This window comes from Nostoc sp. 'Lobaria pulmonaria (5183) cyanobiont' (assembly GCF_002949795.1).
Taxonomy (GTDB): Bacteria; Cyanobacteriota; Cyanobacteriia; order Cyanobacteriales; family Nostocaceae; genus Nostoc.
The window spans coordinates 6,116,625-6,130,294 of record NZ_CP026692.1 but is presented as its reverse complement, the minus strand read 5'-3'; the positions used below and the strand labels follow the sequence as shown (position 1 = coordinate 6,130,294).

Below are 13,670 nucleotides of genomic sequence, written 5' to 3'. Positions count from 1 at the left end.
GAGGAGAAATTCATACTGTCTATCAAAATATTAACAAGAGAGGCAGGAGGCAGGACGAATACTGCCTTCTGCCGAAACTTTACATAAACACTGATTTTTCACGTCATGGAAAAACCCGCGAAAAACCTAACCCCCCTCCCGACGCAGTTGCAATGAGTAATAATACGTAGCAAAAATTACCTCAGAGAGACAAGAAAAGTTTAGTTCAAATCAATACCTGTTAAGGTGTAGTTCCAGTGTATTAAGCAACTTGGGCAAGTCCTTTTGAGAAACCTGACGTGTACCCGTCTCGACTGCATCAACCCAGGAAACGCTTTTCTCCATCGTTGTAGCGAAAAATGCTCTAGACCAGCCTTTTGCTTTTCTCGCTTCTCTGATCACATTACCTGATACAGGCTGGATATTGTTTGCACTTAGCTGATTCGAGTCCAGAGTCAAGCGTTCCTGTACTTCTGCTGGTAAATGAAAACGCCATCTAGAATTGAGTATTTGATTCCAGTAACCTATAGGTCTTTTAGCGCTTGTGCTGCTTGTTAACCAAGCTGGGCCTGTTTCCAGTTCTGCTTGCCATCCGGCTTCTTTGACAACTTTCAAGTCAGTTTCCAAATCATCAGCCATTTGCCGTCTAAGCTGTCTGTCTTGCTCTGCTGTTGACACTTTGTCTGCACCGTAGGCAATCTCCATCAAAGTCTTGCCCATTACACAATCCTGGAATTCCGGTTGGATTTGGAAGGTTAGCCAAACTAGCATTCTAGCCGCGCCAGCATTTTGTTTACCAATACTAAATAGTTTCTGTACAGTTTTCTTGGTAATAATTCCAGTCTGGTAGTGGTTTTTAGATTTGTTGAGGAAGTATTTTGTCCATACTCCAGCTTGACCGATCACCTTTAAACCCACTAGCTTGTTATTGCCAGCTTTATCTGTTTCAAAATCTCGTATTATGCTAACATCCCAAATCTTTAAATCAGCAACAGTAAAAGCTCCTACTTTCCCCTGTTTAGGCGATGCAATACAAGCTAGTACCTGAGCAGGTTGCCGTAACAAGTCGTACAAAATACTCAATTTTTCATGCTTGCATAAGTCCCTGCGTTTAATAAGCCCTGTGTATTCAAATAGTTGCTTATCATCAATGACAAAATTGCCTGACCAAGGTTTATCTAGGCTAGCTACTAAGGCACAGTAAATCAGGTGAATAGCACAGGCTCTTGGATCAAATTGGTCTATAACAACTAAAGCTGCCTCTTCTGCCAGAGTTTCTGGTTGTGGAGTTTCGGGATTATCTGTTACATAATAAAAGATTTTTCCTTTTCCAGTTTTAGCTTCTTTTTCGTAACTAAAAATATTATTTACTTGACTTTTCCATGACAGATTCATTTTTTGAGATAAGACTTCAGCAACTCCATACAAAACTAGCGACAAGGCAGCAACATTAGTCTTACTATCAGGAAATAAAGAAGCTTTTTTGAATTGCCGAGGTTTTGCTGAATACTGGTAATTTAATAGTAAATTTTGCTCATCTTTATTAACTCTGTCTGGAAGAGGAATTTGCTTTGATAATTGAATAGTTTGGTCTTTTAGAGATTCTTCATCAACAACATTAGTTTCCTTTGAATTTGGATTACGGGAAATGGTAATTACCATTACCTGGTGAAATAGATGCAGAAGTTTACTATATAAAGTTTTTGCTAACTGTTTCATTTTTATATAAATCCGCTGCTTACGTAGGTAATTGACAATGATGAAATAAAGCCTGAGTTTCTTCTACTTGACCTTGCTAGAATAAACTCTCAGCCGCTTTGAGTCGCTTTAAAGAACCACCAACAATGCAAGATATTTGACACCAGATGATACTAATATAATAAAAAGTGGTCAAGTAAAAAAACTGATTTTTACTTGACCATAATTATCAGTGATGAGTTTAAGCTTTCACTGATTGTAATTACGAATTGCAGCTTTGCTGCTTGACGTTACTAGCGGTACTGTTAGTCAGCAGGATCTCCATACGGGTCTTCGCTAGCTGGGCGGATATTACCATACTGCCCGGAATTTCCTTGATAGCCTTTTTGCATTAACTTTTTGACAGCTAAGACCGCGATCGCAGCGATCGCTCCCTTATACCATTTCTTTGTGAAGGTGCGCCAAATTTTCTTAGCTTCTTCTTTCTTTCTTTCTTTGTGTCCTTTGCGTTCTTTGCGGTTCGTTTCTCATATAGTTTGGCGCATCTTCATACAGAATTGGTATTAGCTAGTGACAACTCTCACCGCTAACTGCAAGCAGTGTCTGCATCCGCTCTTGTGGTGACATCCGACTAAAGGCTTCTTGTGCAGATTCCTGATATATGGAAAAAAGTTTCTATTAAAAAATAGAATGACGGTTAAACGCCATCTATTTATAATATATACAAAAATTAATTTGTTGGAACAGTACCTTCACCCAAACCCCTTAAGTCTCGCCCTGTGGGACTGTTATTATATCCTTGAAAGTCCCGGTATTGTTGTGCCTCCGACTGTGGAACACGAATGCCCTCTTGTGGCGCTGTTACCCAGACAGGGCGACGTTGAGCATCTCGATAGTAAACACGCCCATTCTTAGAAAGGTAGTATTTCCCCTGCGCTCCTGTTCCTTGGGCATTCTTTCGCTGATTGTAGAGGTAGAAAAGTCCAGCGGCTCCTGCCAAGATTGCCACTTTCTGCCCTGTACTCAATCCCCTCCTAGCTTGGGGTTGATTTACGGGGGCGCGATTATTTAAATTTCTACCAATACTATCGTCAATTGGAGGTGGCGCACCATTTTGGGAACCTCTGCCGCAGCTATTAAGCAGTGGGAGTGTTAGCAATGTTGAAAGAAATACTGTTGTTGTCAGCGAAGCTAATCTATTTGTCTTGATCATACATTTTCTTTTCCTGCTAATTTAGCTGACGTGGTGTAAGAGTCTACAGTTCTATACAATGGTCAAGTAAAACTCGGCTTTTTACTTGACCGAAAGTTCAAATACACTGGATTCGCCACTACACTTTAGTTAGCTTAAAGTCTGTGATTCTTCTCTGCCTAGAATTTGTTTTTTAAGCGAGCGAATTTCTGCTGTTAATTCTTGCCGAGTGGAATCTTTGAGCAAATAGCGGAAAGTAAACCAAATTGTGTAACCAAGTCCAATTAATTGGAGAAATGGAGTAACTAGTGGAATATCATTTATGGCGTTGATTACCGCTAGAAAAATTCTTAGTGCCGTAACCGTGATCACAAGCAAAGCAAAGCTGATAATCGGTAGTTTGTATTCTTGGTAGAATCTACCTATGTACTCAGGGATTTTTGCCAAAAATATAGAAATCTGTCTACCATTTTTTTGCCATTGTTCTTCATTTTCCGAGGCGGGTGGTAACATTGCCAGGTTTCCAGACTCTGAACCAATAAGAGCTTCTATCTGGTTTTGGGAGGCAGTATCGACATACTGCTGTTGCTGTAATTCTGTATCCATAATTATCTCCTGATTTTCTGCAATAAGAGCAGTTTTAAAGTTTACACTTAGCCACAATTTATCAACTTATGTAGCGCTTGTTCGGCATCCCGATGATGAGTAAATACGCCTATAGCACGCTGATGTACACTTAAGTCCATTATTTTTCCTTATTGCTCCTTAGCAGCACAGGTAAATATTTGTTTGCGAATTTATTAGGACTTTAATAATATTTAGGCATTTTTAAATTTATTTATCATCAATCTTTTGGAATAAATTCTGTCTTCAACAAGAGTGATAGAGCAAGCATTACAACTTAAGGCAATAAATCTTTAAGAATGTGAGGATATTTGATTTAAGTGTAAGGTATTAATAAATATTTTAAACTAGCTAGGTTTACTGGCATGTATCGATTTAGCTAAATTTAGACTTGAACTTTACTGCTAGTAAGTAGTCACACAAATGCTAGAAACTAGTCACAAAAGTTATAAAAATTTAGTCATTATCAATTTTATTTAAAATAAGAGGTTAATACTGAAAGCCTTATCCCGTATCATTCTTTTGGGTTATTAAACTATATTTAATTACTTCGATTGATGAAATATACAAGTGATTGAAGTCACTCCTGGGAGAGACGATTTATCTAAACTAAATTGTGTAATTTAGAAAAAAGACACAGCAAGATTTTAAGGAATCAAATAATGCCACTCCAGAAAATAAGTGAATTTGATGCAGACTACCATAATACTATTGAAGGTAATGACATCAAAGGAATGGGTGTGTATGTTCAAGGAACTGATGAGAAGATTGGCACAGTAAATGATGCTGTAGTAGACGACCAAGGAGAATTCCGCTATTTAATTGTTGACATCGGCTTTTGGATTTTTGGCAAGAAAGTCTTACTACCAGTAGGAAAATCGCGTATTGACTCTACAGCAAACCGTGTATATGTCGTTGGTATAACAAGAGAGCAAGCGGAAAATTTACCTGAATATCAAGAGCATACAAAACTTGACTACGACTATGAAGAACAGGTGCGTGGAGGATATCGTACACCGTCTGTAGAAAGTTCAGCTGCGTTAGCATCGACAGTTGGTCGCACTACTCCAAGTCCTGACAACTACACCTACGCAAAGGACGCGGATCTGTATGATGTCAGCGCTCACGAAGACCAAACTTTCAAACTTTACCAAGAAAGGCTAGTTGCTAATAAACAGCGCCGAAAAAGCGGAGAAGTAGCGATTAGTAAGCGTGTTGAAACCGAAACTGCAAAAGTTGCTGTTCCGGTGGAAAAAGAGCGAGTCGTGATTGAGCGAGTGACTTCTCAAGACACAGGCAAAGTTGTGTCTGCTGAAGCGACTGACTTTGGCGGGGGCGAGGTAGCGCATATAGACCTCTATGAAGAAGTTGCAGACATCCATAAGGAAGCTTTTTTGCGAGAAGAAGTCAGAGTGCAGAAAGTTGTAGACAAAGAAACCGTTGAAGCTGAAGAAACGATTCGACGCGAAGAATTAGATGTTAACACTGATGGAACTCGAATAGAGAATAAAACTGACCGGGGTTAACCTACTTAAACTACAAAAGTCATTGCATTTGAGTTAGTAGGAGTGGGTTTTCTACCTACTTCTACTCAAAATACTCTCAGTAGATTGATATTGCAAAAGAGTCATTAGTTTAGATGAGGTGCTTAAATTGAAAATAATTCAACAGTTTCGTCGGGTTTTAACAGCTTTAGTCTTGGTATTAGTACTAACAACGACTGCCGCCTGTAGTGGTACTGTTCAAGCTAAACAACCAACTCAATTACCGCCTGGAATCAGTCATAGTGCTGACTATGACTTGTTGTCACGCGGTAACAGTGTACAGGGTAAAGATTTTGGGAACTGGGTTGTCGCTACAGCCAAGGGAATTGTCCAAGATGCTTATGTACGTGACAACAATAAGTTAGGTGTCGTGATTGCGCCTCAAGTTCGTCCGACCGAAGTGCGACCATTAGCAAAATCCTTACTCCAAGGTTTTCACCAAAATTTCCCGAATCAAGACTTAAAAGTTTTGATGTATGCACCAGACAAAAAACTGATTTTGACGGCTCAGTATGATATGCAATCTCGGCAAATTGAGTATAAATAACGACTCAAATTTTTGGGAAAACCGGAATTAATTCAGCTGATTATAAGTAGAAAAGGAGACATTTAAAATGAGCAGCAGTGACAAGTATAAACGTGAAATTCTTAACGAGTTGGCTCACGGTAATACAGAGTCTTTAGATGATGTTTCATCTGACCCAACTCAGGAATACCAAAATTTTGACGATTTTGCCCAGCGCTCATCTCACGATCAACGTCGGCAATTATTTAGTCAATCTTTCAACCATAACAGCATTCCACCAAGCCAGCTGGAGCCAGAACTCCAAAAAGCGATCGCTCAGATTAAGCCTAACGAACGGGATGATGTTGCACGGGCATTTTTCAAGCACTTAAAGCAAAGAGGTCTAGACGAGCGCCATCTGGAGCGAGATTTGGGACTTTCTACCCACAACCCTAACCACATAAGTGCAGATGACCTGAGCAAGCTGGCATCTTTCACATATCATAGCCATCCTGACATCTTCCACGAAGTGATTGCTGAACAACCAGTGATTCTTAAGTTTCTCAGTAATCCAGTCGTCGGAGCAGCTTTAGGAGCGATCGCCTCTAAATGGTTTGGTCGTCATAAGTAAGCATTCCCAAACTTGATACGGGAGCAACGTGATTTTGTGAGATTTGATTTTTCCTATGAATAAAATTGGTTTATTGATAGGAAACAGGGCAAAATTACCGTTTTTTTAGTGTTTTTACTGATGCTATCAGCTTGAAAAAGTTTTTAAAGTGACATTAAAGTGACATTATTTGTTGCTTCTCACTTTTACGCGTTGCTCCCACTTGATACACATAGTCCTTTGTCTGGACGCTGCAAATATAAAGGAGACGATGATCATGACTCAGAATAAGCAACAAGCAGATAAGTATGACGAAAATACCGACCCCGATCAAGAGCAAACCGATGCTCAATCTTCAGGATCAGGCATTGGTGCTGGTATAGCTGGTGCAGCGATTGGTGGTATAGTTGGTGGTCGAGTTGGAGGTGTATTTGGTGCTGTCGCGGGCGCGGTAGCAGGCGCTTTGGCTGGCAAGGGTACATCTGAAGCTGTTCACGATTCTGTTGAAGGTATAGTAGATGCAGCAAAGAGTATAGCTGAGACTGTTAACCACTCTGTAGAAGAGGTAACAGAAGTAGCCAAAGATACAGCACAAGCCGTGAAGCCATCCGTTGTTGATGTAGTAGAGGCAGTTAAGGAGACAGTTGAGGAAACCAAGCCAGCTGTAGTTGATGCAATTAAGGGTGCAGCCCAAGAGGTCAAACCAGCTGTTAAAAATGTAGCGGACGCTGTTAAGGAGACAGTTGAGGAAGTTAAACCAGCTTTCAAAGATGCAGCAAAAGATACAGCGAATGCAGTAAAGGGTGCAGCCCAAGAGGTCAAACCAGCCGTTAAAAATGTAGCGGACTCTGTTAAAGAGACAGTTGAGGAAGTCAAACCAGCTTTCAAAGATGCAGCAAAAGATACAGCGAATGCAGTAAAGGGTGCAGCCCAAGAGGTCAAACCAGCCGTTAAAAATGTAGCGGACTCTGTTAAAGAGACAGTTGAGGAAGCCAAACCAGCTTTCAAAGATGCAGCAAAAGATACAGCGAATGCAGTAAAGGGTGCAGCCCAAGAGGTCAAATCAGCTAGTAATCAAGGCGTAGGATTAGATGAACGGCTGGTTGCAGATAATAAGCAGGTGAAAACTGAAGATGTTGGCTTGAGGAAAAGTGTTGAAACTCACTCACCCCAATCACTCCCAGTAGAGATTATTGATCGAACCACCTCTGTAAACACTGACACACTATGAAATGGTGATAAGTTAGACATTCCTTAAGGGGTGTTAGGGGACTTGCAAAAAATAAAGCATTCCCCCATAGATAATTAGGACTTAGGCAAAAAGGCAGTGAAAGCCTTGATTTACCGTAGGGGCAATTCATGAATTGCCCCTACATATTAGATAAAATGTGAGTCACTATTTTTACTATTCTAACCTCTTGCATTCTTCACACAAGACTAACAGCCGCCTCTAACATTCGTATTGTCCCAAGTTCAGCATTTATTTCCACTTCCACACCGATTGGCAAGGTAAATTTATCCTTAATATGACCAATCATTGAACCATACCAAGCAGGAATACCTAAAGGAAGTATGTGTTGTTGCAATACTTGCATTAATGTAAACGATGGTTCATCCCTAAGACTACATTTAGTGCATTGCCCAAAGATAAAGCCAGCAATTTGATTAAGTATCCCAGCAGTTTTTAACTGCGTCAGCATCCTATCTATACGATAAACATCCTCGCCAACTTCTTCCACAAACAGGATGCTTTTGTTCCAAGAAGGTAGGTAAGGTGAACCTACCATCGCTGATAAAACTGATAAGTTTCCACCTACAAGTTTACCCCTCGCCTTTCCCGGTGCTATTATTTCCACCCGCACTTCGCTAGGGTTGAGATTTTGCATACTTACAGCTTCAGCATTAAATAGGATGCGTTTGAAGTAATCGACTGTAAATTGATTCCAGTTAGATGTCGCAACTGGCCCATGAAAAGTAATCATTTGACTACGGGCATTAATTGCCAATAACAGCGTCGTAATATCGCTGTAACCGATGATAATTTTCGGATGGGAGCGGATTAGGGAGTAGTTGAGTAGGGGTAAAATGCGATTACAACCCCAACCACCACGCATGGGGATAATTGCTTTGATGGAGCGATCGCTAAACATCAAGTTTACATCCTGAGCGCGATCGGCATCTTTCCCCGCTAAATAGCCGTAACGATCTAAAATATGCTTCCCCCGCTTGACTTTTAACCCTAATTGTGAAAGTGATTGTTGCGCTGCTTCGATATCTTTAGCGTCAACGATACCCGCAGGGGAGATCAATCCTACAGTATCACCTACTTGCAGGTGGGGCGGCTTACGGATGGTATTTGCGAGTTCACCTTCAGCAGTAAATGCTGGTATCTGGGTGGCTATGGTAGCTAGTCCACAAGTTGTGAGAAATTGCCGACGCTTGATAAGCATAACTATTGATTGGGATAGTGACGAATTTTAATAGGTTATAGCAAGCCTAAATCATTCATAAAAAGTTAGATCCCCGACAACTTTTACGAAGTCGGGGATCTGAATACCGCGAATTTTCACAAATAAAATAGAATTGCGATATGTAAATTATTGTTGACTAATTTTACTCATGAATCATGCGGCGAAGATCATCAAGAGGGGATTCTGGTTCAGTGATTTCTGAATTTTTGCTATTAGTTATTTCTATATCTTCTTCTTCAATATAAAATTCAACGCTTATCTTAATTTTCACTTTCCCCTTTTTCCAGCTTTGAGAACCTAGTGTTAAAATTTCACAATCGATACCCTTATGAAACCAATTCCCATTCGGAGACTCTTTTATATGTATTCCTTTGCTACTTAATTCTTGATTCAATTTATATTCTATCGTGGGGTTAAACGAGGTATCGATTGCTTGTTTAAATTTACCAATTTTATATGTATTGTCTCCGAAGTCTAAAACATCACCATTGTTACACTCTATTGGCTTAAATCTATCTCCCATATCAACCTCAATATCTTAAATATTTCTACTTTACAAAAAACTGTAATTAGTGAGTGCTAAGGCACTCACTAAGCTACAACTATCTCAAAGATTGAGATTAAAATTAAACCTCTTATACCATATTTAAAACCAAAAATTCATTATTGATAAACTTCCCATCAGGAGCAAAGGAATCACCAATTACAGGCAATAAATGGTCATATAATTTAATTGCTTGTAAACAACTATTGATACTAGAAGCTGCTGAATTATATGTTGCAATATTTTCTTCAACAACACCCAATAATCGGCGATTTTTCGCAATTTTTTCTTCAGCTTCTTGTTCTAATGTTTTCTCTAAATAAGCACGCGCCTGTGGGTATTGCTGCAAAATTTCATCTGCTTGCTGATTTGCCATTGGTATCAATTGAGTTTTGAGTGTTTGATTAATGGTTTGACGGAAAGATTTCCGAATAGTGTGGGAAACCTTTGGCTCAAAATCTAACTTCAATAATTGCCTAATGGCTGGTTCTGCTTCCACGATACTTTCAGCGTCATAACCTTGAGAAGTTTGTGATAAAGTCTGGCGAAATTGATATATAGAAAAAGTGCCTTCATCATAAAATCTCGGACTTTCTCGCACGAAGCGATCGCACTCTACACTAGCTGCACTCACTAATGCTTGAGTAACTACTTTTTCTACAGTTCTTATTTCTTGTTCAATTCCACCATCATTATCTAATAAACGATACAACTGGCGATAATATTCTGACTTGCGAATCTTTTCAATCAATCGCTGGAAATAATTCGCAACTACTTGCTGAGAAGATTCAACCAAAATATCTTCTAATTGATTTGCTAAGTAATAAAATGCCTCTACTAAAATAGCAATTAAAGGTGCGGTAGCATTGCGAGGATGGCTAATTGTTGCACGTTGATAAGCAGAAGCCACAGAAAAACTATCTAGCAATTCATCTAGACGGCGAATCATTCGTGATTGCAATTGCTTAAAATCTGCTTCAAAAGCATCACAAGAATTATTAATTATTTGGTTAACTTGTTCTGTGATATCCTCATTAAAGTCTCTACCAATTTGCTGGAGTTGCTGATTTAGGCGTTGCAACTCTTGCGCCTTCATCGTCTCAATTTCTTGGGGCTGACTATCTAAATCGCGTTGGACGCTCTGATAATGTTTTTTCAGTTTAATACAAATATCTTCCAAATCATCAGCAAGATTTTTAAATAATTGGGGACGCTTTTCTTGTGTAAGATAGCGAGTAATTGCTGTGCGAAATTCCTCAGTCCCACTATCTTTAATTAGCTGTTCTATAATTTCATTTCCCCAATCTCCTAGAATCCGCACATAATTTTGATTTGGGGTTTCAAAGCCATTAACAGAGACACGGAATTTAGTGGAAGATAGCTTTCCTGAATTTACACAGTAGTTGTTAAACGCATAGACAAATTGTGGTGTTTCTTCTTTACCATCTAAACCCTTAATACTTTCTGCAAAAACAGAATCTAAACCAAATCTATCTTGTTGGCTTGTCTGTTTAATCTGACTGCCATAAAATCCTAATAATCCACTCGTTTTATAAACCTTCCTTGAATTGCCAAATTGTCCACTAATTAAATCATCTAATCGTTGCCGTAGCTGAGTATTATACCAAGTCTCATCAATGCGGTTGAAGACATAGAAAACGCGATCGCGTACTCCCCCATTCTCCCGCATTAATTCCAAAAGTTCTGTTTCTTCTTTTGTCATCTCACCCGCCGCAGCAGGTTTTAGCACACACACCACCGCCGAAGTATCAGGATGTTGAATTTTGGCATAAGTTAGTTGGGCGTCTTTCTCTACTGGCGCATCAATACCAGGTGTGTCAATAATTACATTACCATCTTGTAGCAGAGGATGATTGCAGTAATATTCTATTCGCTTCAATACGGCACTATTACTACCACGACGGGCATATCCAGCAGCTTCCTTGAGATTAGAAAAGTTAAATTGCTCCATTGAATATGTAGCATTATTAACCGTGTTGATGCGATCGCGGTTTGCTATATATCCTTCTACCAACAACATTAACGCCTTCGCCTGTTTTGCACGTTCTGATTTACTCTCGCCACCCTCCTGCTGAATAATAGCTTCGCAACCTTGACGTAGCAAGTTAATTACATCAGTTTGATTAATATTAGTTACAGTCTTAAATCCTAGCTGCTGACACAAAGAAACTGCTTGTTCCCGAATTTCTGCTTCACTTAAAAACGTCAAAATAACACGTTCTTTATCTACTTCTGCATACTCGATTTTGCATTCTGTACCTGTAGCGTGTCCCTCTGCACTGTAGAGTAATTCCCTTTCTAATAGTGCATTGATTAGCATTGATTTTCCAGCACTAAAAGCACCTGCAAATACAATTTCAAACTTGGGAGAAATCGCCTTACTTAAAGAAGTTTGCACAGGTGTAATATCTTGGGAACGTAGTGTTGGTTCTTGTTGTAAAAGTTGTAATATAGACTCAACCTGCTCTTTCAAATTTTTGCACTGAAGCGGCATATCTGACATATTCAGCATCCTGACAATATTTATGTATATATTAGTAATATTTAGTGTTCTGATGGTTCAGTAAAACTGCTGATAATCTCACTGTGCTTTAGCTGCTGGATATTACTAGGACTGACGCACTGTACAAATTAATAATGAGCGATTATTCTACAAACCAAAAGCCTACCTGGTTGCAGAAGTAGCAGTCAATTTGCAGTTGTTAAGAGTGCGCCCAGTCTCACCACATCAGATTTTGTTGTGCAATAGATGCTATTTTCACGTAAATATATCATGCGGTAGGGGCACAGCAATACTCATTGCAACTTAGCGTGAAAGCCAGCCTAGAACTAGCTTTTAGATTGTCTCGTTCCCAGTCTCCGACTGGGAATGCTCATCGTTCTGGCGGCAGAGCCGCTAGGAGCCGCATTTCCAGCCTCTGCCTGGAAACGAGATTTGAAAAAGGCTTTTAGCCTAAGTTGACACCAATGAGCAATGCTGTACCCCAACAACAACTGAATTCTGACTCCTGAGTTCTAAATTCTTGTTAATAAATCGCATACATGAAATTTTTACCTTTTTTGAGGCACTAATACAGGCAGTTTACGTCCATCGGCTGCAAATTTAGCGTGTTGTCCAACAGTCAAAACATTAAACTGACTGGATATAATTTCTAAACTTTTGTTCACTATTGCCAGCTTTTTGTAGGTAGGGACACTCATACCAGGGAAGAATGAGAGTTCTGGTACATCTTCTTGACTTACAAAGTCTGTAGGATGGAGTAGGAGAGAAGGCTGAACGCGTGTAACTTTACACAGCCAGAGAGCAATTCGCAGGTAGAGTAAAGCTACTTCCGAAGAAAATGTACTCAGAAACATTATGTAACTGAAGTGAATTGGCACTTTAAAAATTGGCATGGTGGTAACGGGAATCTCAGTCAGTTTATTCTTATCTAGTTGCCACTGGTAAGGTTTTAGAGGCTGCAAACCCTCTTTAAAACCGCCAAACAGTGCTTCCCGTTTTTTACGTTCTTCCTTGCTCAATTTACAAGTTATTAAATAGTATGCTCGTGCTATGGGGCCCAAAAATGTGGGAAAAGTCGAAGCATCATATTCGTATCCCCGGCGTGCTAAAACTTTCAAGACTGCTGGAGAAAAACTGTATCCTGGCCCCCGAAAGCCGATAGGATGTTGATGAGTGACGCGTTTGATATGTTCTTCGGCGAGCGCCACCTCTTCTTCAATCTCATTCTCTGAATACAGATGTAGCCAAGGATCGTGATAAAATGAATGGTTGCCAATTTCGTGACCGGCACTAGCGATCGCTTGTATTGCTTTGGTATTCTTTTCTAGCGCTGCATCCTGACCGACAATGAATACTGTGATTGTCAAATCCCATTGCTGGAGAATATCTAAGAAACGAGGTACTGCGATATCCAGGTAAGAAGGATAAGTCTCCCAACCTGGAGCGCCCTGATTTTTTAAATAAGACCAAATATTATCCAAGTCTAAAGAAAGACTGGCTATTGGTTTATTTCCTTTTTGCTTTGTTTTCATTATGAATTAAATTATTTGGACAATTTTAAGCGTTAATTATAGTCTAAGGTTTGGACTTTATTGGTCAAGTTTCATAGTTCGACCAGGGCTGAGTTTAAGGGAAAACTCCAGCTAGAATATTTGCGGCTCCTAATTTTCAAAATAAAGAGTTACTTTAAGAGCAGCATTTGGTAGACATCGCCGTCATATCATGTCTGCTTGATTACTTCTTAAACCTGAAGAACTCCACCCCGCCAAAGCTACGCTTTGTCTCCCCTCCCCTTAGCAAAGCTACAGTGTATACACAAGTCTGAAATAGTTTACTCACCTGGTTTTTCGTGTCAGTTTTACCCTACCCTAACCCTCCCCGTATGTATTGGGGAGGGAACTAGATTTCTTTTTTCCCCCCAATAAACGGAGGGATTAAGGGGGGTAATTCAACTTATGTCTACACAGTAGCCTTAGCAA

General features: G+C 39.7%; 13 protein-coding genes. 6 read left to right on the top strand and 7 right to left on the bottom strand.

Annotated features, from left to right (window positions below; all coding sequences use genetic code 11):
* Nucleotides 1-210 precede the first annotated feature (210 nt).
* Entirely contained in the window at nucleotides 211-1,698 is a 1,488-nt protein-coding gene (locus NLP_RS27185; RefSeq protein ID WP_234017083.1) for a helix-turn-helix domain-containing protein, read from the bottom strand.
* 378 nt (nucleotides 1,699-2,076) lie between these two features.
* Between NLP_RS27185 and NLP_RS33670 the strand changes: the two genes are divergently transcribed.
* Nucleotides 2,077-2,244, top strand: coding sequence for a hypothetical protein (locus tag NLP_RS33670; protein WP_158680551.1), 168 nt, complete (start codon nucleotides 2,077-2,079; stop codon nucleotides 2,242-2,244).
* A 163-nt stretch (nucleotides 2,245-2,407) separates the two neighbouring features.
* On the opposite strand, the gene NLP_RS27175 is transcribed toward NLP_RS33670, so the two are convergent.
* Complete coding sequence (locus tag NLP_RS27175; RefSeq protein ID WP_104909043.1) at nucleotides 2,408-2,890, bottom strand: hypothetical protein; 483 nt, start codon at nucleotides 2,888-2,890, stop codon at nucleotides 2,408-2,410.
* A 129-nt stretch (nucleotides 2,891-3,019) separates the two neighbouring features.
* Nucleotides 3,020-3,475: a CAAD domain-containing protein gene (locus NLP_RS27170; RefSeq protein ID WP_104909042.1), complete on the bottom strand. Its 456-nt coding sequence runs from the start codon at nucleotides 3,473-3,475 to the stop codon at nucleotides 3,020-3,022.
* A 680-nt stretch (nucleotides 3,476-4,155) separates the two neighbouring features.
* Here NLP_RS27170 and NLP_RS27165 point away from each other — a divergent pair.
* The 4 genes from NLP_RS27165 to NLP_RS27150 all read left to right on the top strand — a co-directional run bounded on the left by NLP_RS27165 (nucleotide 4,156) and on the right by NLP_RS27150 (nucleotide 7,383).
* Nucleotides 4,156-5,019: a DUF2382 domain-containing protein gene (locus tag NLP_RS27165; RefSeq protein WP_104909041.1), complete on the top strand. Its 864-nt coding sequence runs from the start codon at nucleotides 4,156-4,158 to the stop codon at nucleotides 5,017-5,019.
* Nucleotides 5,020-5,146: 127 nt separating this feature from the next.
* The gene (locus NLP_RS27160) at nucleotides 5,147-5,584 is read left to right on the top strand and encodes a hypothetical protein (RefSeq protein ID WP_104910057.1); all 438 of its coding nucleotides are present in this window, start codon (nucleotides 5,147-5,149) and stop codon (nucleotides 5,582-5,584) included.
* A 67-nt stretch (nucleotides 5,585-5,651) separates the two neighbouring features.
* Nucleotides 5,652-6,173, top strand: a complete 522-nt coding sequence (locus NLP_RS27155; RefSeq protein ID WP_104909040.1) for a hypothetical protein — start codon at nucleotides 5,652-5,654, stop codon at nucleotides 6,171-6,173.
* A gap of 256 nt (nucleotides 6,174-6,429) precedes the next feature.
* Complete coding sequence (locus NLP_RS27150; protein ID WP_104909039.1) at nucleotides 6,430-7,383, top strand: hypothetical protein; 954 nt, start codon at nucleotides 6,430-6,432, stop codon at nucleotides 7,381-7,383.
* Between the two features lie 196 nt (nucleotides 7,384-7,579).
* Here NLP_RS27150 and NLP_RS27145 read toward each other — a convergent pair whose 3' ends face one another.
* The 3 genes from NLP_RS27145 to NLP_RS27135 all read right to left on the bottom strand — a co-directional run bounded on the left by NLP_RS27145 (nucleotide 7,580) and on the right by NLP_RS27135 (nucleotide 11,691).
* Nucleotides 7,580-8,602 (bottom strand): S66 peptidase family protein, encoded by a 1,023-nt coding sequence (locus tag NLP_RS27145; protein WP_104909038.1) that lies wholly within the window; start codon nucleotides 8,600-8,602, stop codon nucleotides 7,580-7,582.
* Nucleotides 8,603-8,765: 163 nt separating this feature from the next.
* The gene (locus tag NLP_RS27140) at nucleotides 8,766-9,146 is read right to left on the bottom strand and encodes a KGK domain-containing protein (protein ID WP_104909037.1); all 381 of its coding nucleotides are present in this window, start codon (nucleotides 9,144-9,146) and stop codon (nucleotides 8,766-8,768) included.
* A gap of 112 nt (nucleotides 9,147-9,258) precedes the next feature.
* Nucleotides 9,259-11,691 (bottom strand): dynamin-like GTPase family protein, encoded by a 2,433-nt coding sequence (locus NLP_RS27135; protein ID WP_104909036.1) that lies wholly within the window; start codon nucleotides 11,689-11,691, stop codon nucleotides 9,259-9,261.
* Between the two features lie 308 nt (nucleotides 11,692-11,999).
* On the opposite strand from NLP_RS27135, the gene NLP_RS33665 reads away from it, so the two are divergent.
* The gene (locus NLP_RS33665; protein ID WP_158680550.1) at nucleotides 12,000-12,140 is read left to right on the top strand and encodes a hypothetical protein; all 141 of its coding nucleotides are present in this window, start codon (nucleotides 12,000-12,002) and stop codon (nucleotides 12,138-12,140) included.
* A 99-nt stretch (nucleotides 12,141-12,239) separates the two neighbouring features.
* Here NLP_RS33665 and NLP_RS27130 read toward each other — a convergent pair whose 3' ends face one another.
* Complete coding sequence (locus NLP_RS27130) at nucleotides 12,240-13,223, bottom strand: polysaccharide deacetylase family protein (RefSeq protein WP_104909035.1); 984 nt, start codon at nucleotides 13,221-13,223, stop codon at nucleotides 12,240-12,242.
* Nucleotides 13,224-13,670: the final 447 nt, after the last annotated feature.

Coding starts and splice junctions, on each gene's coding strand:
- NLP_RS27185 (WP_234017083.1), bottom strand. CDS start 1,698: ATGAAACAGTTAGCAAAAACTTTATATAGTAAACTTCTGCATCTATTT.
- NLP_RS27175 (WP_104909043.1), bottom strand. CDS start 2,890: ATGATCAAGACAAATAGATTAGCTTCGCTGACAACAACAGTATTTCTT.
- NLP_RS27170 (WP_104909042.1), bottom strand. CDS start 3,475: ATGGATACAGAATTACAGCAACAGCAGTATGTCGATACTGCCTCCCAA.
- NLP_RS27165 (WP_104909041.1), top strand. CDS start 4,156: ATGCCACTCCAGAAAATAAGTGAATTTGATGCAGACTACCATAATACT.
- NLP_RS27155 (WP_104909040.1), top strand. CDS start 5,652: ATGAGCAGCAGTGACAAGTATAAACGTGAAATTCTTAACGAGTTGGCT.
- NLP_RS27150 (WP_104909039.1), top strand. CDS start 6,430: ATGACTCAGAATAAGCAACAAGCAGATAAGTATGACGAAAATACCGAC.
- NLP_RS27145 (WP_104909038.1), bottom strand. CDS start 8,602: ATGCTTATCAAGCGTCGGCAATTTCTCACAACTTGTGGACTAGCTACC.
- NLP_RS27140 (WP_104909037.1), bottom strand. CDS start 9,146: ATGGGAGATAGATTTAAGCCAATAGAGTGTAACAATGGTGATGTTTTA.
- NLP_RS27135 (WP_104909036.1), bottom strand. CDS start 11,691: ATGTCAGATATGCCGCTTCAGTGCAAAAATTTGAAAGAGCAGGTTGAG.
- NLP_RS27130 (WP_104909035.1), bottom strand. CDS start 13,223: ATGAAAACAAAGCAAAAAGGAAATAAACCAATAGCCAGTCTTTCTTTA.